The 20,517-nt window shown below is 41.5% G+C and carries 14 protein-coding genes; 9 read left to right on the forward strand and 5 right to left on the reverse strand.

Features of this window, described 5'->3' with window-relative positions:
- Window positions 1-47 precede the first annotated feature (47 nt).
- On the reverse strand, window positions 48-1,037 hold the full coding sequence (locus L4D09_RS16650; protein ID WP_428458637.1) for a GlxA family transcriptional regulator: 990 nt from the start codon (window positions 1,035-1,037) through the stop codon (window positions 48-50).
- 133 nt (window positions 1,038-1,170) lie between these two features.
- Here L4D09_RS16650 and L4D09_RS16655 point away from each other — a divergent pair, with 133 nt between their 5' ends.
- The 4 genes from L4D09_RS16655 (at window position 1,171) to L4D09_RS16670 (ending at window position 6,224) form a co-directional block, all read left to right on the forward strand.
- A complete protein-coding gene (locus L4D09_RS16655) occupies window positions 1,171-1,782 on the forward strand; it encodes a LysE family translocator (RefSeq protein ID WP_428458638.1) in 612 nt (203 codons plus the stop codon).
- Between the two features lie 325 nt (window positions 1,783-2,107).
- Window positions 2,108-4,324: a glucosidase family protein gene (locus tag L4D09_RS16660; RefSeq protein ID WP_428458639.1), complete on the forward strand. Its 2,217-nt coding sequence runs from the start codon at window positions 2,108-2,110 to the stop codon at window positions 4,322-4,324.
- A gap of 303 nt (window positions 4,325-4,627) precedes the next feature.
- Window positions 4,628-5,134 carry a type II secretion system protein gene (locus L4D09_RS16665; protein WP_428458640.1) on the forward strand — a complete coding sequence of 169 codons (507 nt, stop codon included), beginning with the start codon at window positions 4,628-4,630 and terminating at the stop codon, window positions 5,132-5,134.
- 232 nt (window positions 5,135-5,366) lie between these two features.
- The gene (locus L4D09_RS16670; RefSeq protein ID WP_428458641.1) at window positions 5,367-6,224 is read left to right on the forward strand and encodes a hypothetical protein; all 858 of its coding nucleotides are present in this window, start codon (window positions 5,367-5,369) and stop codon (window positions 6,222-6,224) included.
- Between the two features lie 92 nt (window positions 6,225-6,316).
- On the opposite strand, the gene L4D09_RS16675 is transcribed toward L4D09_RS16670, so the two are convergent.
- The 4 genes from L4D09_RS16675 to L4D09_RS16690 form a co-directional block, all read right to left on the reverse strand.
- Window positions 6,317-8,032 carry a sulfatase family protein gene (locus L4D09_RS16675; RefSeq protein ID WP_428458642.1) on the reverse strand — a complete coding sequence of 572 codons (1,716 nt, stop codon included), beginning with the start codon at window positions 8,030-8,032 and terminating at the stop codon, window positions 6,317-6,319.
- Window positions 8,033-8,454: 422 nt separating this feature from the next.
- Window positions 8,455-9,777: a hypothetical protein gene (locus L4D09_RS16680; protein WP_428458643.1), complete on the reverse strand. Its 1,323-nt coding sequence runs from the start codon at window positions 9,775-9,777 to the stop codon at window positions 8,455-8,457.
- Window positions 9,778-10,113: 336 nt separating this feature from the next.
- A complete protein-coding gene (locus L4D09_RS16685) occupies window positions 10,114-11,859 on the reverse strand; it encodes a sulfatase family protein (RefSeq protein ID WP_428458644.1) in 1,746 nt (581 codons plus the stop codon).
- A gap of 561 nt (window positions 11,860-12,420) precedes the next feature.
- Window positions 12,421-13,398, reverse strand: a complete 978-nt coding sequence (locus L4D09_RS16690; RefSeq protein WP_428458645.1) for a hypothetical protein — start codon at window positions 13,396-13,398, stop codon at window positions 12,421-12,423.
- A 578-nt stretch (window positions 13,399-13,976) separates the two neighbouring features.
- On the opposite strand from L4D09_RS16690, the gene L4D09_RS16695 reads away from it, so the two are divergent.
- The 5 genes from L4D09_RS16695 (at window position 13,977) to L4D09_RS16715 (ending at window position 20,473) form a co-directional block, all read left to right on the forward strand.
- The gene (locus tag L4D09_RS16695) at window positions 13,977-14,315 is read left to right on the forward strand and encodes a hypothetical protein (protein ID WP_428458646.1); all 339 of its coding nucleotides are present in this window, start codon (window positions 13,977-13,979) and stop codon (window positions 14,313-14,315) included.
- Between the two features lie 38 nt (window positions 14,316-14,353).
- The gene (locus tag L4D09_RS16700; protein ID WP_428458647.1) at window positions 14,354-15,793 is read left to right on the forward strand and encodes a putative glycoside hydrolase; all 1,440 of its coding nucleotides are present in this window, start codon (window positions 14,354-14,356) and stop codon (window positions 15,791-15,793) included.
- Between the two features lie 70 nt (window positions 15,794-15,863).
- Entirely contained in the window at window positions 15,864-17,282 is a 1,419-nt protein-coding gene (locus L4D09_RS16705) for a sulfatase-like hydrolase/transferase (protein ID WP_428458648.1), read from the forward strand.
- Window positions 17,283-17,335: 53 nt separating this feature from the next.
- Entirely contained in the window at window positions 17,336-18,751 is a 1,416-nt protein-coding gene (locus L4D09_RS16710; protein WP_428458649.1) for a sulfatase, read from the forward strand.
- A 417-nt stretch (window positions 18,752-19,168) separates the two neighbouring features.
- Window positions 19,169-20,473 carry an anaerobic sulfatase maturase gene (locus L4D09_RS16715; RefSeq protein WP_428458650.1) on the forward strand — a complete coding sequence of 435 codons (1,305 nt, stop codon included), beginning with the start codon at window positions 19,169-19,171 and terminating at the stop codon, window positions 20,471-20,473.
- The last annotated feature ends 44 nt before the right edge of the window (window positions 20,474-20,517 follow it).

Genomic DNA, 20,517 nt, shown 5'->3' on the forward strand with positions numbered 1-20,517 from the left:
CTCTTATTATTAATAGAGTAATCCTTCTCAAAGGTTTATTCATTATTTTAATATTTACGTAGCGTATTAGGTGTGGTTCCGAAATGGCGCTTAAATGCTTTGCAGAAGTAACTTACATCAGAGATCCCTATTTCTTCAGAGATATGCTGTAAGCTCTTTGTAGAGTTGATTAAACGCCATTTAGCATGATTCATTTTCATTGCTAACCAATAATCTTTCGCTGTTTGACGATACCCTTGAAAAAAAAGTCGATCTAATTGACGCCGACTAATACCAAGTTTTGCAGCGATACTCTCAACAGTCTCATTATGTGCTAAATGTTGTCGCATTAAGCCTATAGCACGTCTAACATGACGGCTGACATACGCCTCAGTTTGCTTATCTTCTTTTAATGACTTCAAGTGATGATGCTGCTCCCGAGCTTCGTCCACCAGCATATCAGCCAACCCTTTTAGCGCTTTAGTCTTTCCGCAATGACGAGATAGCAATTCAACGGCAAGTTCAATAGCTGCTGTCCCACCAGCACAACTCACTCTTTTTCCATCAATACAATACAGCTGCTCAGGCTGGATCGTAATATCAGGAAATTCGCTACTGAACTCCTGAGCGTGACGCCAATGTACAGCGACATTTTTTCCTTTTAGTAGCCCTGCGGCAGCAAATAAGAAACATGCATTATCCACGCTAACTAAGGTTACCCCTTTCAATGCGGCCTTACGTAATAATGGCTGGTAACTTTCAGCAAGCTGCATACTCGATTGAGCACTACGACCACCGAATACAACCAAGTAGTCATACTCATCAAACTCCACCTCAGACAGAGCGTACTCAGCCTCAACCGTAATGGCACTGCTTGACACAATCGCTCCCGCTTCTAGCCCCGCGACAATCCATTGGCAGTAGCGTTGCTGGCTATAATCTTCGTCATCGGCGGAAAAGCGTAACTTGTCGAGAAAACCACCAAACGGCAGCATATTGAATTCAGGTAATGGCAATAATAGAAACCGTACATCAGCTTTACTCTGTAATTGCGCCATGAACATCACCTAAAGTATTAACTTTTAATCATGTCCGAATTGTACCTTATGTAGTCCAATTAACACCCTAATATATTACCGTCTTCCCCCTATACTGCTGTCATTAACCTATAAAATAACCCTAAGGTGCTCTATGTCATTCGAGACTTGGCTTCTCTATCTATTCGCTGTAACTGGTCTTGCTTTTGCCCCTGGCCCTAACGGACTTCTCGCACTAAGCCATGGTGCAATGTATGGCAAGAAAAAAGCCCTCGCGACCATTTCAGGTGGGATATCTGGCTTTGTCATATTAATAGCACTGTCTATGTTTGGCATTGGTGCGGTCATGCTGGCATCTTCACAAGCATTAACGGTATTTAAGTGGGTTGGCGGAGGGTACTTAATTTACCTCGGCGTCCAACTATGGCGCAGCCCTAGTATTCAAATCGGTGAATTGAAAGCCGAGGATCACAGAAGTAACCTCAGTTTATTTCGACAGGGAGCACTTGCCGCAGTTTCTAATCCCAAAGTATTGCTGTTCTTCGGTGCGTTTTTACCGCAGTTCATGTCACCCGATCATTCTTTGCTTCAACAGTTCTTTGTTATGGCTGCAACATTTGCTGTGGTTGAATTTTGCGTCGAATACTTACTGGCTTGCACGGCTTATACATTGCGTCCTTGGCTAGAACGTAAAGGTAAGATATTTAACAAAAGCTGTGGCGGTATATTTGCACTTTTAGGTGCTAGCTTGCCACTTAGCCAGTAACTTATTGCGATATGTGCGAGCAGTGAAAACGGAACTTACGGAATAGGATCCTCACTGTTTCGCACTCCCCCAAAATGATCCTCATCACTGCTCAATGTATATATGCCTATCATCGATGTTGATCCCAACTTTATTATATTCACTCCCCTCAACCTTCCAAGATCTTAGGAAACAGGACAACCTAAACGTTAATCGTGACGATGTAAGCGATTTCAACATGTAATGATGTGCCGTGTATCACCAGTGCGGGAAATCATAAAGATAAGAAGTCACCCTCACTGTATTTCAAGCAACAATATTTCACATCCAATACATGAGGCTAAGCATGAAGAAGCATTACCTTGCAGCAGTACTTTCAACCATCCTGATATCGACAAGTAGTTTCGCCAATTCCCCGCAAAATAACAATATTATCTCTAATCCTGGGTTTGAAGATAAAGGATTAGGGTGGCACTATCATTTCGCCAATATTCGCAGCGATAACGCTTATGAAGGTACTTATCGCGGCCGTATCGCTATCGGCTCTGATCATCATATTAGCCAAACGATTAATGTACCAGAAACCGCTTATTACGACTTATCAGCCTATGTATTAAGCCCTGAAAAAGGGGGGCAGCTAGGTTTGAAAAACTTACACAATGACTTGCTAGTATCTAAATCGATCCCTAAGCAAAAAAAATATAAACAAGTCACGCTGAAACATATCCCACTTGAAAAAGGTGAGACGTTGAATGTTTTCTTTGCTGGTTCTGATGGCAGCGCTGTCAGCATTGATAACGTTGAACTCATCAAATCAAAAAAGAACAAACAACCGCCTTTTAACCAAGTGATTAATTTTTCCGTATCTGAGCAAACGGGAATGGCCGGTATTCATCGTGACAACCGAACAGTCGAGTTTGCTGTACCTTATGGTACTGACATCACTAACTTAGAAGTCGCCAATATCTCAATCTCGCCTGATAGCTATGCATCAGTTGGTAATGGCGATCAACTAAACTTCACCAACCCTGTTACGATTGCTGTTACCGACAAAAAAGGGAACACCGAAAACTGGACCGCAACTGCAACCGTCAAAGATAAAGAGGTGACGATTAGCTCTTCCAATAAAAATTTAGAAGATTCATTCAACTGGGCAATCGAGAAAACCAACCAGTTTGTCATGACTGGCAAAAATGGCCTCGTAAACCGAGATGAAAACAATAATGATGGCAGTGGTCGAGCTGATTATATCCCATCGTACTGGGCCGGGTATTTTGATCGAACGGCCTTCTATTCACGTGACTTCCTTCACCAAGCATCAGGGGCATGGCTAGCAGGACTCGCACCTGAAAATTTCTCGATGTTCAAAACATTTGCTCGTCACTCTACCGAACAACGCAAATGGTATACCTTGTGGGCGATTAATTTCGATGGCACACCACACACAATTGATTATCACCATGATGAGTACTTTGTCCGTGAAGTTCCCGCCCAGTTCGAGTTTGTTGAAAAAGCCTACGAACAATTTTTATGGACAGGTGACCGACGATATATCGAAGATGAAGAGTTATGGACTTTCTATACCAAGGTGCTCACTGACTACATCGAATTACATGACGATCAAGAACCCAATGGCATCGCAGAAGGCTATGGTGGCATATTTGAAGGTTCTGCCACATACAATGAGCGTGGCGAATTCCCAATTGAAGCGGGAGATGGTATAGGTTCCCAGTACCAAGCAACGGTCTCGTATGCCGCCATGCTTACAGCACGTGGCGAAACAGATGCCGCTCTTGAGTGGGCTGAAAAAGCGGATGATTTGAAACAGTTCTTTAATGAAGAGTGGAGCATTAAAGACCCTAATAAGCCATTAGATAACTACGTCAATATTATCCAAAAAGATGGCCTTCGGTTAAATGATTTTGGTAAAGAAAACAGCTGGTTCATGCCGATGAAACTCATTACTGAACCGGGTGTACGAAATGATAATTATCTCGACTTTATATCATTAAACCTCGGTGATGGCATTGGCTCAACGCCAGAGGCGCCAAACAATATTGAGGCTTACACCTATATCCCTGAAACTTACTTCCCGTATAACCGTAACGAGGAAGCGTGGAAGTGGATGAACTACATCATCAATAAAAAAGACTTGCCACATGAACGCCCGACGCAAGGTACCAATGGTGACTACCCTGAAATTTCATTCACCTTTATTTCAAATACTATCGAAGGTTTAATGGGTATTGAGCCCAATGCCGCAGACAATCGCATCGTTACCGCCTCTCACTTACCACAAGATGTTGAATGGTTAGAGGTGGAGTACTTACCAATGGGAGAGCATGAGCTTAAAGTTCGTCATGAAGGTTTAAACCATACTGAAATCACCAATACTTCAGATCAAGCGTTAACTTGGGAAGCACGCTTTTACGGGGAATACGATACAATTTTCGTCAACAATACCGCGATGCAAGCAAAGAAGAAAAAAATAAACGGTATTATGCTTAGCTACATTGTTATAAATACCCCAGCCAATGAAAGTGCCTCTGCCCACGTACTATAAAAAGGGGGTTTCAAACACTCTTCAATAGTGATTCGAAGAGTTTTACCATAACACTGAAAGAGATCTACACATATTGTGTCGATCTCTTTATTCATTTTATTCTAAAGAAGCCAGCTATAAAGAATGCGTATAAAAACCCAACCTCAGAAGCTTTCACCGTAAAAATACCTCTCCCCTCACAGATTAATAAGGTATATGAGCACATTTTGGTTACCATTTAACCAATCAATAGAAAACAGTGTTCACTTTTTATCTTCAACCTGTATAGTGAGAGTCAATTAATTGACACTGGTAAGTAAGTACATGAAAAACAAAGGCTTCACACTCATAGAGATGGTCGTTGTGATTGTCATCCTCGGTATCCTTGCTGTTACTGCAGCGCCGCGTTTTATGAACCTGCAATCTGATGCCCGAATAGCTACGCTTGATGGTTTTCTTGGCGCATTTAAAGCAGCAGACGAAATAATCATTGGTAAGGCCATGATATATGGCATTGAAGCAGCCCCCTATAAAACACTCGTACCATCAACAGACGTGTACATTGAAGCAGGCCACATCAATTTGCATCCTGATAATATTAAAAATGCCATGGATGCTAATGACTTCAAGCTCTTTACTTTAAATAAGGCGGACAGCAACTCGGATTTAAAGAGTGTGTTTATTTACCAAGCAGATAGAGATCTTACATTTGAAGAGTTAAGAACTAAAAACTGTTTTGTTCATATTTCAACCTCGGCCTCAAGTCAAGATGGTGACGATGTTGTGTATATAGGTGGGCTGCACTTTCGTAAGTTTTACGATGGGTGCTAAGTATTGGTGTACAAATATTTAAAAAAGCTCCAAATGGAGCTTTTCTCACAATTATATTTAACAGGAAAACTAACGGTGCCTTGATTATTAATAATAAAGCGCTATACCGTCACCACAGCAGAAAATAAACACTGTTTTTATGTTGTAAAAATCAAGCACATTTTTCAACCAGCCACACCAGCACGCTATATACTTATTACTATTCGAATTTGAATCTAAGGTAGCGTGTTGTATGCGTATTCGTTCAGCCACCACCACAGTACTTTCCACTTGCCTTAGCATGATATTAATTGGTTGTAGTTCTACCCCTGACTCTACTGTACGTAAAACGGGGGAATACAGCTTTTACGACTCAACCCAAAGTTTTATCTCATTAAATGAAATACGCAGCAGTGGTGCTGTTGTTGATAAAGGGTTATTTTATCCCAAAAACGCCTACTCATTTACCTATCGATACTGCTCAACAAGCGAACAAAACGCAGCGGAAGACATTGCAGAATATCTAGCACTTGCTAAACGCGTGTGCGAGGCTAATACAGGGCAATTAATTGACCAACCGTCAGGCGCATGGTGCGTTACCGCAGCCAATACCTTTGATGAACGACCACTCTTTTCTGCTCGAATATCTAGTACGGCATTATGGGCGGATTTATGTCTTGATGGGCCTTTCGTCACATTAAAAACGGTTGAAAATACGACGGCATCAATCAATGAATGGTACCAAGCCTCGCAAGTTCTCGGCTATCAACCATACACACCACACCGGGTACTAACTGCGCCTGCGGCGGCAATGTCTCCCCTTTATGCACCCCCCGTTTCAACGAATACTGTCAATACCTGGAGCGATGAAAGTAATTTTATCTATTCCAACATCGGCGCTACTGTGTGTATTTATGACCACCCCAATAATTCACCACATGGTTTTACCTATCGAGGGCAGGTTTACAGTGTAAACAACGGCATGGTAAAGGTTATGGCAACAGAAAAATTAAAAGGCGATATTCGTATTGCGCCTGCCTGGGAAAGAATTGAGTGGCATCGCGAAGCCTATATCACGGCCAATGCAAGATCGTGGTTTGTGTGCTCATAGATATACCGTTCCCCCAAGTCTCTCTGAATATAACCCATAAAAAAAGCCACCATCGGTGGCTTTTAAAACTCGTAGAAGACTAGAATTTTGGCTTAAAAACCTAATTCCTTACGCTCTTGACGGTTCATGTACGGATACGGCGGTGTAAACACATCAGCAGGTACTTCGTAATCAGCACGCGCTTTATCTAGCTCTTTATGCATCATTTCGCGAACTTCTTTGTAATCAGCGCTTTCATAAACGTTGTTTACTTCATTTGGATCGGTAACCAAATCATAAAGCTCTAAGTAACCTTCACCTTTGTTCTGCGAGTAGAAGTCAATCAGCTTATAGCGATCACTACGTACACCATCGTGGCGCGGTACATTGTGTGCACCTTCCATGTAGTAGTGGTAGTAAACAACAGGGCGTTTCTCTTCCCACTCTTTATCGCTCACTTTACCTGTAAGTACATCTAGGAAAGAAAGACCTTGCATCTCTTCTGGTGCTTTCAAACCGACGGCATCAAGGAAAGTAGGGCCGAAGTCCATATTCTGGATCATCGCTTGTGGACGTTGCTCAGGTGCAATGTGTCCAGGCCAACGGATCATGAATGGCATTTTAAAGCCTTCTTCATACATGTAGCGCTTTTCTGCCCAACCATGTTCACCGATGAAGAAACTCTGATCTGAGCTATAAACAACGATGGTGTTTTCAGCAAGACCTGATTCATCTAGGTAATCTAGAATTCGACCAACGTTCTCGTCGATAGTTAATACTGTTGCCATGTAATCACGCATGAAACGCTGATACATGTACTCTGTACGTGCTACTTTCTGATCTCGAGGTACATCGCCCCAACGACGCTTGTACATAGGATCTTTCATCTTTTCCCAGTACTCTACGTTGGCGTCATCGTATGCTTCATGGAATGCCGCTTTTTGCTCGTCATTGAGACGATTCATCCACTGATCAAAGTGCCAGCGCTGATCACCATCCATGCTCTTAATCCACTCTTCACGAACACGCGCTTTTTCAGGTGTTGTCGGTGCAGGTGGGAAAGCATTAATGCCAACCGGTGTCATACCGTAAAGTTGCATCCATGCATTTTCAGCATGTTCACCACGGGTTTTGTAATCATCAAACAGAGTGTCAGGGATCGGGAAGTTATGATCCATGAAGGTGTCCATGTGACGAGCAGGTGGACGACGTGGAGTATGAGGCGCTTTATATTGAACCTTCAATAAGAAAGGCTTATCTTCTTCCCAAGATTCTTCAAGCCAATCTAGTGACATATCAGTAATAAGGTCTGTCGAATAACCTTCAATCACTTGGGTTTTACCTTCCTGATCAATAAATTCAGGATTGTAATAAGTACCTTGACCACCTGCGCCATTCAATACTAGCGAGTATCCAAACTCATTAACTGGTGTTGGGTGCATGTGCCACTTACCAATTAGAGCAGTATCATAACCATCTTCTTCCATAATTTTAGGGAAGATAACTTGGTTTGGATTCCAACGAGAACTGTTATCAAGCACGCCATTTTTATGAGAGTGCTTACCCGTCATTACTGATGCACGACTTGGCTGACAAATAGAGTTAGTTACAAAGGCACGCTCAAAAATCGCACCTTCATTGGCAATTCGGTCAATGTTTGGTGTTTGGCCAAGTGTCGGGTTATAAGCACTGATAGCCTGATTAGCATGGTCATCAGAGAAAATAAATAAGATGTTTGGTCTTTCTTGTTCAGCTGCAACACTTGTCATTGCAGAAGAAGCTAACAGTAAGCCGATCCCTTTAGAAAGGGTTGAGCGTTTAATATTCATATTGTCCTTGCCTAATATAAAAATAAACAGCTTGATTATTTCAAACCATTTGTAACTTTAACGCCTTGCGATAAAACCATGCTCATATGCTATATCCAWGCACAAGCTATTCAGATTAATAACAGGACCTCCTGACAAATTAATCGCTGTGAAGTTAATATCCATCCTTTTCACAACTGAAATATAAACGTTTCGACAAGTTTCGTCAATTGCATCCATCTAAAATGTGATGGAGGTTAAGTTATCTCATTAATAAAAATTTAAGATAATTAAATATGCCATATGAAACATATCACATCATAATAAATTGCTTTTATTAAAATTATATAAAAAGCAATTTCGCAAATAAAAAAACCTCTCATCAATAGTGATGAGAGGTAACAATAAAACATCTAAACGCGGGAATAACCTAAAACGTATAACTACTCAAAGTAGTTATTATATTTATTAAAGAAGTCCATTCCTAAATGCTCTGGCATAGCAGCCAAGCCAAACAAAAATGTAGAGAAATCAACACCTTCAATAAATTCTGCTTTCCATTCTGGTTGGTCATGGCTATAACGCCATAAAATTTCATAACCGCCCTCTAATTCATGCTTCGCATTTAGAGAGTTATCACGATATGTTGCAATTAAATCATCTTTAGCCCGTTCAACAAATGGAATGTAGCCAGCTAAAATATGCGGTGAAACCATTAAGTTATGGTTAAACTGACGATCACCTTTAAAATGGAATCGGTCTACACAATAACCATTAGGGCATGAACCAGCACCACTGCCCCACTCATATTCTTGTAATTCAACACCTTCAACATCGACATCGCGCCAGAATGCATAATCCGCATTGGCTGAATTTTCTAATGCTGTAACAAATTCTGGATTATTAGAAAAGTCATGCATTAAGTAATTATTGAATAAGAAATTAAATTGCGACGTAAACCACGTCTTACCTTCTGAAAGAACCGGAATACCATTATATTCAGCTACAGGTAAGAACTTAGTTGTTGAATACCAAATATCCCAAAATTTCTTTGCGTTTGCTGCATTAGAAGCATTTTTCAGATCATCAGCTTGCTGGTTAGCAAGCCCGGCAACTAGCATATATTCATTAAATGCTTTGGTTCGATGTGGCTTAAATGTGCCATCGGTATGTTGAGCTAGATAAATACGACCGGTTCTTACATCGGCAATATAATCTGTTAAATCGGTGTTTCGATATAAAAAGTCAGCAAGCTTGGCGATTTCTTCGTTTTCACTGAAGTAGTTTTTAACAAATAGTGCGCCATACATCATAATCGCACTATCAACTGGACTCCAGTCATCACCAACGGCTTCACCCGTTTGAGTGTTGTAGAAATGGATAAAAGTATTTGTCGCGTTCTGTGGAACTGTAAACTCAGGATCTTGACCAGCTAACTTACGCAACGTTTGCAAAGCAAGTTGTTCAGCTTCTGGTTCCCAACCATTTGCATGGCCAATGGTTAGAGCAACTAAACCCATACCAGAGTTAGCAATAGAGCCAACATAACTACGGTCACCATTTAGAAACAGTTTATCTTCATAAGTGCCGTTTTCATTACGTAGTTGCTGCCAGTAGGCATAGCCACCACGGTATAGGCTATCAATGATCTCTTGATCACTTTTCACCGCTTCGCTGATTACGGTTTCATTTTTTACCGTTTCAGCAAATGCCATACCTGGTAGTAACATTGCTCCAACTAGCAGCGCAGCTAACTTCTTTTTCATTTCTATTCCTTCAACTTCAAAAGGGATGCTGATGTATTGCAAGCTCAGGTAATAAAACCGATGCGTTAACAAGATCCAAAGCATCAAAATGGGTAACACTTGGCACTCAATATAAACGTTTCGACTCTAGGTGCAATCTTCAGTTTTTTATTGTGTGCTTCAGGTCACGGCAAAAGTGCTTTTCTTATTTATTACTAATAGATATTTACGTTTAGATACATCGCACTTATAAACACTGCGTTTATAGTGGGAGATATTGTGTGTAGAAACCTTGCAATAGAAACAAAGAACGAGGGCATAAAGCCCTCGCTAATTTAGGTGCAGGTAGATGTATTACTATTTAATTAAACCCAGAGCTTTCCGTTCACGTCTGTGCATGTACGGATAAGGTACTTCAAATACATCAGCAGGCACTTCGTATTTGGCACGAGCTTCTTCTAGGCGCTTGTGCATAGCGGCTCGAACGTCGGTGTAATCAGCATTTTCATACACGTTGTTTATTTCGTTCGGATCTTCATCTAAATCGTACAACTCTAACCAGCCTTCACCTTTATTCTGAGAATAGAAGTCAATTAGCTTGTAACGCTCAGTTCTCACACCATCGTGCCGAGGTACATTGTGGCCGCCTTCCATGTAGTAGTGGTAATAAACCGCTTCACGCTTTTTGTGCCACTCACTCGTGCTTATTTTACCATCCAGTACGCCTTTAAATGACATACCTTGCATCTCTTCTGGTACAGGTAAGCCAACTGACTCGAGGAATGTTGGCCCAAAGTCAATATTTTGGATCATTGCCGCTGGACGTTGACCCGCTTCGATTTGAGCTGGCCAGCGGATCATGAACGGCATTTTCATGCCTTCTTCATACATGTAACGCTTTTCTGCCCAACCATGCTCACCAATGAAGAAGCTTTGATCTGAACTGTAAACGACAATCGTATTTTCAGCTAAGCCCTGCTCTTCTAGGTAATCTAAAATTCGACCTACGTTTTCATCAATGCCTAACACAGTTGCGGCATAGTCACGCATAAAACGCTGATACATATGACTTAAACGCGTTGCTCTTTGCTCTGTTGTTAGGTTAGCACGACTACGTTGGTACTCAGGTTTCTTAAGCAGCTCCCAATGTTCAACGTTAATGTCATCATAAGCTTCGTGCCATGCGTCACGTTGCTCTTTAGACATGCGATTCATCCATTGATTAAAGACACGACGCTCACGCGGCGTCATTTTTGCTAACCATTCTTCACGGATCTTAGCAAGTTCTGGCGTGGTTGCCGCAGGTGGGAAAGCATTAATGCCAACGTCTCCCATACCATACATTTGCATCCACGCTTTTTGAGCATGTTCACCACGAGTAGTGTAATCATCATGCAGGGTTGCAGGCTCAGGGAACACATGATCTTTAAACGTTGTTAGGTGGCGAAGTGCTGGACGACGTGGTGTATGTGGCGCCTTAAACTGAACCTTAATAAGGAAAGGATTATCCGCGTCTTTATGTTCATCGATCCAGTCAATAGATAGATCGGTGATCAAGTCAGCTGAGTAACCATTTAAAACGGTTTTCTTGCCTTTCTGATCGATAAATTCTGGTTGGTAATAAGTACCTTGACCACCAGCACCATTTAAGACAAACGAGTAACCAAACTCATTAACCGGTGTTGGTTTCATGTGCCACTTACCAATCAATGCCGTGTCGTAACCCGCTTCTTCTAACAGGTGCGGGTAAATCAGCTGATTGGGGTTCCAACGAGATGTATTGTCAATAACACCATTTTGATGAGAATGCTTACCCGTCAAGATCGATGCACGACTCGGCTGGCAGATAGAATTCACAACAAAAGTGTTCTCGAAGATTGCGCCTTCATTAGCAATTCGATCAATATTTGGCGTTTGGACAAGATCTGAACCATATGCACTAATCGCTCGATTTGAATGATCATCAGAAAAGATAAAAACGATGTTTGGTTGCTCTGACTGACCTGTTCGTTCTGTTGCAGCTTCTGCTGATTGAGCCATGGCCGTGTTTGTTGCTAACAACACGCCAAGTCCTTTGACTAAGGTAGAGTATTGAAAATTCATAATTAGAGGTAAACCTATTTATTGTGTTATATCAATTAATTATGTGAATAAAAATGGTCAAACCAAAAAATCAGCTAAGAGAAAAACGAAAGAAAACGGCTAAAATGTGTGGCGTATTGACTACGAGAAAATCAATATAAACGTTTCAACTAGCACATTCAAATTACGCGTCATTTTTTGTGAAGTTAGTACGAAAGAAGGATGCGCAAGCGTAATACAAAAAAAATATTGGTTATTTGAGACCGAAAGCAGACAGTGTAACTGTGCCCATTATTTTGAAAGCAACAGTATAAATGTAAAACTTCTTTATACATAAAATGAAATACTTTTGACAACTAAATTGCGTTTGTAATATTCCACGCTATAAATACAGCTTATTCCTTAACCTTATACGATCAAAAAAGTAACGTTATATTTCAGGCTATATGTAAGATGTTTATTAAAAAGAACATTTAGTTGGGTGAAAACATCAAGCTCAATATAAAGTTGTATTTATAAAGATGAAATTATATTAACCATAAATAAAAAGGGGCTTTAACCCCTTTTTATTTTTACACTTACTTACAAGGTAATATTAAATCCAACACGAACCTGCATTTCTTGCTTATCACCGCCACTGTAGTCAGTGACACCCGCTGGTGAGTGGCGTTTATTATCACCATACTGGAAGTTAGCAACCATACGTAAGTTAGAATTTATACGTTTGTTGTTATTAATGTTAAATTTAACATAATCATATCCGTTCCAATGTTGACCACTTTCTTCATGACCGATTACAGTACTCATTTCAGTCGTGATATCGTAAAAATGCTTAAAGCGAACGAATGGTTTTACATTATAACTTTTACGGCGAGTCTCATAATCACTATGATCCGTTGTACCGTTATACGAAGCACTCGCACCGAAGTTGACTTGTGGGCTGTAGCGGTAAACATAGTTCACATCAGCTGAGTAACCTTGCCAGTTTTTGCTATCTCTATGAACACTACGGTCGTAACGTTCACGCCACTTAAATTGATAGTCACCCGTGGTCGAAATAAAATGCTGGCCAAATGTAAACTGTACACCGGGTTTCAATTTTAGTTCTTGCGTCGCTGTACCTTGAGCTTCAGCCTGGCGAATATAGACAGGTTCAGCAAACCAGCTAACATTTGGGTTTACCCACTGCTCATAACGTGGTGCAAGCGTAAAGCTTACACGACCGTCTTTTGTTTTATCTCTTTTGTCTTCTTTTACCCAAGACTCCGACAATACATGACGGAATCGAAAGTTTTCATTTATTCGAGTTGAGCCATCTAAATAAACAAAACGATACGATGAGCGTTTTGGCGCACGGTCAAATACCGCTTCGTTATATACCAAACCAGTAAAGAAGTTTGTACGACGTTGGCTAGCACTTGAACTTTCACCAGATCGAACTTGAATTGTATCTATATCCCCATCCATATCTATCTGATATGAACTTGAATCGACTTGTGACGCTATAGCTCCACTAGAAAGCAACAATGTCCCTATGCTTAAAACCAATGTCTTCTTCATTTTAACCCTGCTCACGTATCGGTAAATTAAAGTTATTTATGATTTTGAATTTGGTGTCATACGTTATTTGTATTTTAAACATAAAAGTAAATCTCTTATGCGCTTGACTCCAAATGAATGAGTGTAAGATAAACGTTTCGACATGAATGTCAATCTATGTCAATAAATCACATTTGATAAATAAAGTACTGATTTTACAGAAAAAAACATACAAAGTTTATATAACAGCAATCAATATAATTTCTGACAATATGAGTCACGTCACATTAAAACTTTACCGATAATATATCCAGGTCATTTAAAATCAATGACTTATACGCATAACGTTTTTATTCCCTATATTTATAATGCAGATGGGCACATATATGCTTTAGCGATAAAAGTTCTATTTATAATTAACTCAATATTTATTTAAAGCGGTGTGCGAATAAGAGTTACATCACATATTCAAGGAAAATACGGCCATATTCCTTATTCTTGTGCTTCATATTATTGAACCGTTTAACCAACTTCGGTATGTTTCACCCATCGCTGTATTGAAACGTTTATATGACAAGATAGTCTCGGAGACTTACGCCATGAAGAAAACAATCGTTACTTGTTCTACTGCTTTATTACTAATGATGTCTAGCCAAGCAATCGCATTTGATGACTTATCTTATAGAGATCAAAAACGCATCTCTTCTGAAGTTCACGAACTGCAAGTTTTCTTAACGTTGTCTCAAGATGATGCAGACAAAATCAAGCAGTACAAAGCAGACATGGCAAAAGTAAACGCACAGCTTATTCAAGAGCACGGTCGTGGCACTGACGGTTTTAAAGAAGCAAGAAAACCACACTTTCGCGCATACCAACAGAACCTACGAACGATTGTGAGTCGTGAAGATCTACGCCGTTTCAATGCATCTAAAAGCTAATTTCAAATTCTAACAAAAATTTTATAAGGCTCCCTACAATGACTTTTAAAAAATCCACTTTAGCTTTAATGATGGCTTCAACCGTAGCCCTTACCGGTTGTTTAAGTGATGACTACGATTACAGCGGTGACGGTCATGGCGGTGCGACAGGTTCAAAGTTAACGGCTCAGGTACCGCTCTACCATAATGACCCAAAAGTACACACCAGCCCTTATATTATGGCGGCTGTTGATAAGCACGATATGGAAGGTGATGTTGATGGCCAAGAAAATGCTTCTCTTGAAAATATCCAAGTAACAGGTAATTTCCAGAGTATAGAACCACTAACAGTAAAAGTCAGTGAAGATAAAGCTTCGCTTGTATTCAAAGCTAATAAAGAATATGACATTACTGCGGCCAACAACAGTGTCGACGGCCAAGGCGGTACAGTTCAATTCTACGTTCAGACAAAACATTACGATATCGGTGAAGGCGAAGAACGCAACAAAGTTATGCTAACCATGGGTAATGGTAATAATACCCATAGTATTGATATCACAAGTGCAATGGCAGCTGCCGCTGTAACTGAAACGGGGACTGCACAATGGATCCGCGTACCACTGAGCTGTTTTGTTGACCAAGGGCTAGATCTAGGTGGTGTTGATTTTGCTATGGGCATCGAAAGCGAAGGGGCGATTGAGTATGAATTCAGTCAAGCTCGCCTAGCGTCTAATTCAGTACCTGAAGTGGTCGGCACAAACAATGTTCAAGGTTGTTTGAATAATAACAACAGCGAAATATTGACTGACGATGTTACAGTTCTCAACATAGAAACTCGTGTTAATGGAGAATGGGAAGCTCAAGGAAAGACCGAGGAATTCCGCGTAATGCGAGGCTCGTCAATGCAATCAAACCCAGGAAGCTGGGAGCATGGTGGTACTCACGAGGGAGCAATACGATTCCGCGGTATTTCATACGATGATAAATTTGATCCTAATCGACGCAGTACGCTGACGTTTATCATTGATGGCGAACTCGGTAATATGGATCAACCACGCCTTGATATGAGCCATTATTTAGATAAAGGCGAACTACAGATGGCATTCTTTATTCCAGGCACAGCTACAGTCCCAACTGGTGATCTAAAGCTTGTACTATCACTGGAATCTCCTGCCGTTAATACAGATGGTGAGCCAACACCAGGCCTTCCAGCTGGCGGGTACGGAAACTCTGAAACTGTGTCTTACAACCTGACACAGGCAGGAGCCGAACAGACAGAAGTTCACCATATTAGTATTCCTTTACGCGATCTGTTCACCAAAACAAACGTTAATAGTGGTGCTGAAACAGTTTCACTTAATGCATTGCAATATGTAGAAAAATTGGTTACCCATATTGAGCAAACCAATACAGACGGAGAGGCAGACTTTTCAAATCTATCAGGGCTTATATATAGCCTTGCGGATATAAAGATTGTGATGAATCCAGACGCTAAATAAACACTGATTCTCCCTTTCCAACGGCCATTCTAAATGGCCGTTTTCTCATTCTATTTTAGGACTGAATATAATGAAATCTGCGTTTAAAAAGCATGGGCTCACGCTGGCACTGGCTACCGCTATTAGCGGCCCAGCACTTGCCGATACATCAGTAGAACCGATTCAGCAACAACCTAACGTTCTATTCATTTTTGTTGATGATATTGGCTACGCCGATATGGGCTTTCAAAACCAAAGCCAAGATATTGTTACGCCGTACATGGACAAAGTCGCTGCTGAAGGTGCCATCTTTTCAGCTGGCTATGTTACCGCCTCTGTTTGTGGCCCGTCGCGCGCAGGCCTACTAACTGGTCGCTATCAACAACGCTATGGCTACCACGATAATACCGCGCCATTTGTCAGTGAACCAGGCATCGAACAAGGTTTAGACCTAAGCGCTAAAACCATTGGTAACTACTTCCAAGACGCTGGCTATGTAACAGGATTTATCGGCAAGTCTCATGACGGCGACGATAAAAAATACTGGCCACATAACCGTGGCTGGGATGAGTTCTACGGTTTCAATAATGGTGCGGCAGACTATTTTGTCAGTGGCTTTAACAACCAGAATGCCGAAGAGAAAGCCTACTCTTCTATTCACCGCAACGATGAATTAGTTGACGATTTTGATGGCTACCTAACCGATATTTTTGGTAACGAAGCTGTTAACTTTATCGAGCGCCATAAAGATGAACCTTTCTTCTTGTATGTACCGTTCAATGCATCGCACGGTCCAATGCAAGCCAAAGAATCCGACCTTGAAAAGTTTGCCCATATCGATGATGAGCTGCGCCGTAAAATGGTCGCGATGACGTACAACATGGATCTTAATATAGGTCGCATGGTTGATAAGCTTGAAGAGCATGATCTCATGGAAAACACCATGATCATCTTCATGTCTGATAATGGCGGAAAACCAAACGGTAACGGGTCATTCAATACGCCATTAAATGGCTATAAAAATACCTACTGGGAAGGTGGGATAAGAGTTCCAACCACAATAACATGGCGTGGCACTGTTCCAGCCGATCAAGTCATTGACACACCAATGATTTCACTCGATATCTTACCGACAACTCTTGCAATGGCGGGTGTTGAAGTGCAAGACGAATGGCAGCTGGAAGGCGAAAACCTACTGCCTCTCCTAACGGGTGAAGTAAAAGAGATTGATGAGCGCTTCCTTTACTGGCATACCATCAACAAGAGTGCAATTCGTGACAACGATTGGAAGCTTGTGATCCATAACACGCTGGTTAAAAATCCAAAGCCTGAGCTGTATAACATTTCAAAAGATATCAGTGAGTCAAACGATCTCGCCGACAAACACCCAGAACAAGTTAAACGTCTTTTAGCAGAGTTTGAACGTTGGGATGCACAGAACCAAGATCCTAAATGGGGCTGGAATCGCAACATATTCCCACATGCCAACGGGTGGCGTGGCCGTAACTGATTATAAAGAACCAACAGCCCAATAACACTTTACAATAAAAGTAGATATTCATTATGAAGAACATACTAAAAAGAACAGCCGTTAGCATGACAGTGCTAGCAGCGCTTGGAAGCAGTGCCGTTGCTTATGCAGAAGCCCCTAGCCAACCCAATGTCGTGCTCCTGTTTGCCGATGACATGGGCTACGCCGATGCAGGTTTCCAAAACCAAAGCAAAGATGTTGAAACGCCTAACCTTGACCGCCTTGCAGCAAGTGGTGCTATTTTAACGGCAGGTTATGTTACGGCGCCTGTTTGTGGCCCATCTCGTGCGGGTTTAACCACAGGTCGCTACCAGCAGCGTTTTGGCTACCACAATAATACTGGCCCATTTGTACGTGAAGAAGGCATTATTCAAGGTATGCCGGATGACCAATTAACCTTTGGTCATTACTTCCAGCAAGCGGGTTACACCACTGGCATGATTGGTAAGCACCATGATGGTAAACAGCGCCATTACTGGCCACATCACCGTGGTTTCGATGAGTTTTATGGCTTCAACAATGGTGCAGCTAACTATTTTGTCGGCCCGAACAACCAACAAAACGTAAAAAGAAAACCGTTTTCATCGATCTATCGCAATGACGTACTTGATGATAATTTCGATGAGTACCTAACAGACCGCTTTGGCACTGAAGCAGTTAGCTTTATTGAGCGCCATAAAGAAGACCCGTTCTTCTTGTATGTACCATTTAACGGTATCCATGGCCCACTTCAAGCAACAGAAGAAGACTTGAAACGCTTCGAGCACATTGAAAACGAGAAGCGTCGTAAGCTTGTTGCAATGAACTACAATTTGGATAAGAACATCGGGCGAATTCTTGATTCGCTTGAAGAAAATGATCTAACAGAAAATACCATTGTTGTCTTCCTTTCAGACAACGGCGGCAAATACGAAGGTAACTATTCGTACAACCACCCACTTCGTGCTGAAAAAGGCACATTATGGGATGGTGGAATGCGCATACCGTTTGCTATTTCTTGGCCAGGTACGATTCCAGCAGGACAAACTATTGATGACCCAATCATTTCACTCGATTTAGTGCCAACATTTGCTGCGGCAACCAACATGGAAGTACAAGCTGAGTGGCAACTTGACGGTGTCGATATTCTGCCATTGCTCAAAGGCGAAGAAGAAAAGCTTGAGAACCGTTTCCTATTCTGGAATACCAGCACAGCAGGCGCGGTTCGTGACCAAGATTGGAAATTGGTAATGCCGAATATCCGTAACAAACGCCCTCGCGTTCAGCTATTTAATATCAGCAATGATATATCTGAATCTAAAGATTTAGCGAAAGAACACCCAGAGCAAGTTAAGCGCCTGCAAGACGCTTGGAACGCGTGGGATGCTGAAAACGAAGATGCTAAATGGGGATGGAACAAAAATATGTTCCCAGTCGAAACTAACTGGCGAAACCTAAACAGCCTATAGTACGCATACTGTAACTGTAATCGACAAATACATAGACAGCGCTTCGGCGCTGTCTTTTTCATCGTTTCTACTACATCGATATTAATGTAGATATAGCTCACATTCCAACCACGACAAACCAATCAAAAATTGAGGCACTACGGGGTTTCCTGTAACCTACCTACTAAGCGAAACGTTTATACTGAACATTAAAAAAAGTATTACGTTCACCCATATTTCTTACGCCTTAATACGTTATTCGTCGTGAAAGTCGTAAACACATTAAGCACTAAAGCCACTCATATGAGTGCTTAATATTTAATAACTTATCAAAACCGTTATAGGTTACAGCACCAGAACAATAAACACAGTCAAGGATGCTAGAAATACAAACAGTTCTGTGTAATAGCCTATGCAATAACGCCCAAAAGGTAATCAATGTCTACGTATAAACAAAGTCACGTCATGGCGAAGCCTAGCAGTTCAGTATGCAACCTTGACTGCACCTACTGCTTTTATCTTGAGAAAGAAAACCTCTACCCCGAGCGTAAAAGCCGCTGGCAAATGTCTGATGAAACCCTTGAGCTTTACGTTAAGCAGTACATTGACTCACATGATACTGAAAATATTGAGTTTTCATGGCAAGGCGGCGAACCTACCTTAATGGGGCTCGATTTCTTCCGTAAGGCTGTTGAACTACAGCAAAAATACAAGAAACATCACCGTATCACTAATGCCTTTCAAACTAACGGTTTATTGATAGACGATGAATGGTGTGAATTTTTCAAAACACATAATTTCTTAATTGGTGTTTCGATTGATGGTCCTGCACGCTTACACGATCACTTCCGCGTAACCCGTGCCGGAAAAGCCAGCCATGAAAAGGTAATGGCTGCCATCAACAAAATGAAAAAGCATGGCGTCGACTTTAATACACTCACCGTGCTAAACAGTGAAAACGTCAAGTACCCTGATGAAGTCTATGACTTTTTAACCGGTATTGGCTCTACCTTCCTGCAATTTATCCCTATTGTTGAGCGTTCAGCCAAGCAGGTAACGGAAGAGGGCTTGTATTTAGTTAGTCCCGATTACCAAGAAGAAGCAGATGTCACTGAATGGTCAGTGCCGTCACTCGCTTATGGTCAATTCCTAAATAGTGTTTTCGACCGCTGGGTGAAAAAAGATGTCGGACGTATTTTCGTTAATACGTTTGATTCAACCTTAGCGACATGGTGTAACCAACCTTCTGGCATTTGCGTTCAATCTGAAACCTGTGGCCATGCTTTCATTCTTGAATCGAATGGCGACATGTATAACTGCGACCATTTCGTTTATCCAGAGCACAAGCTAGGAAATATTCACACCGACACAATCCGTGATATGAACCAGCTCGACATTGCGGTCAAATTTGGTCAAGACAAAAAAGATACGCTGACCCTACAATGCCGTCGCTGCGAATACCGTTCTGCCTGCCATGGCGGGTGTCCTAAACACCGTTTTGCACGTTCAAAATCAGGGCAGCCTGGCCATAACTATTTCTGTACCGGCCTAGAAGCGTTCTTTAAACACACAGAATCAAAAATGAAAACCATGCGAGATTTGTTAGCTCGTGGTCGACCAGCTTCAGATATTATTTATCTCGACCTGCAACAAAAGCTTTCAACGAACACGTTCAGTGGTGGACGAAACTCCCCTTGCCCTTGTGGTAGCGGTAAAAAACTTAAGCGCTGCTGTCAGAGCTAATCACGCTTATATACCTGTTTACGCAGAGTAATTCCTAGCACATC

The sequence above is a fragment of the Photobacterium makurazakiensis genome (assembly GCF_050336715.1).
In the GTDB taxonomy this organism is placed as follows: domain Bacteria; phylum Pseudomonadota; class Gammaproteobacteria; order Enterobacterales; family Vibrionaceae; genus Photobacterium; species Photobacterium makurazakiensis.

Bases quoted from the DNA above. Each gene is read 5' to 3' on its own strand.
- L4D09_RS16700 (WP_428458647.1), top strand. From the start codon at position 14,354: ATGACTTTTAAAAAATCCACTTTAGCTTTAATGATGGCTTCAACCGTA.
- L4D09_RS16670 (WP_428458641.1), top strand. From the start codon at position 5,367: ATGCGTATTCGTTCAGCCACCACCACAGTACTTTCCACTTGCCTTAGC.
- L4D09_RS16695 (WP_428458646.1), top strand. From the start codon at position 13,977: ATGAAGAAAACAATCGTTACTTGTTCTACTGCTTTATTACTAATGATG.
- L4D09_RS16680 (WP_428458643.1), bottom strand. From the start codon at position 9,777: ATGAAAAAGAAGTTAGCTGCGCTGCTAGTTGGAGCAATGTTACTACCA.
- L4D09_RS16660 (WP_428458639.1), top strand. From the start codon at position 2,108: ATGAAGAAGCATTACCTTGCAGCAGTACTTTCAACCATCCTGATATCG.
- L4D09_RS16675 (WP_428458642.1), bottom strand. From the start codon at position 8,032: ATGAATATTAAACGCTCAACCCTTTCTAAAGGGATCGGCTTACTGTTA.
- L4D09_RS16705 (WP_428458648.1), top strand. From the start codon at position 15,864: ATGAAATCTGCGTTTAAAAAGCATGGGCTCACGCTGGCACTGGCTACC.
- L4D09_RS16710 (WP_428458649.1), top strand. From the start codon at position 17,336: ATGAAGAACATACTAAAAAGAACAGCCGTTAGCATGACAGTGCTAGCA.
- L4D09_RS16715 (WP_428458650.1), top strand. From the start codon at position 19,169: ATGTCTACGTATAAACAAAGTCACGTCATGGCGAAGCCTAGCAGTTCA.
- L4D09_RS16655 (WP_428458638.1), top strand. From the start codon at position 1,171: ATGTCATTCGAGACTTGGCTTCTCTATCTATTCGCTGTAACTGGTCTT.
- L4D09_RS16650 (WP_428458637.1), bottom strand. From the start codon at position 1,037: ATGGCGCAATTACAGAGTAAAGCTGATGTACGGTTTCTATTATTGCCA.
- L4D09_RS16690 (WP_428458645.1), bottom strand. From the start codon at position 13,398: ATGAAGAAGACATTGGTTTTAAGCATAGGGACATTGTTGCTTTCTAGT.
- L4D09_RS16665 (WP_428458640.1), top strand. From the start codon at position 4,628: ATGAAAAACAAAGGCTTCACACTCATAGAGATGGTCGTTGTGATTGTC.
- L4D09_RS16685 (WP_428458644.1), bottom strand. From the start codon at position 11,859: ATGAATTTTCAATACTCTACCTTAGTCAAAGGACTTGGCGTGTTGTTA.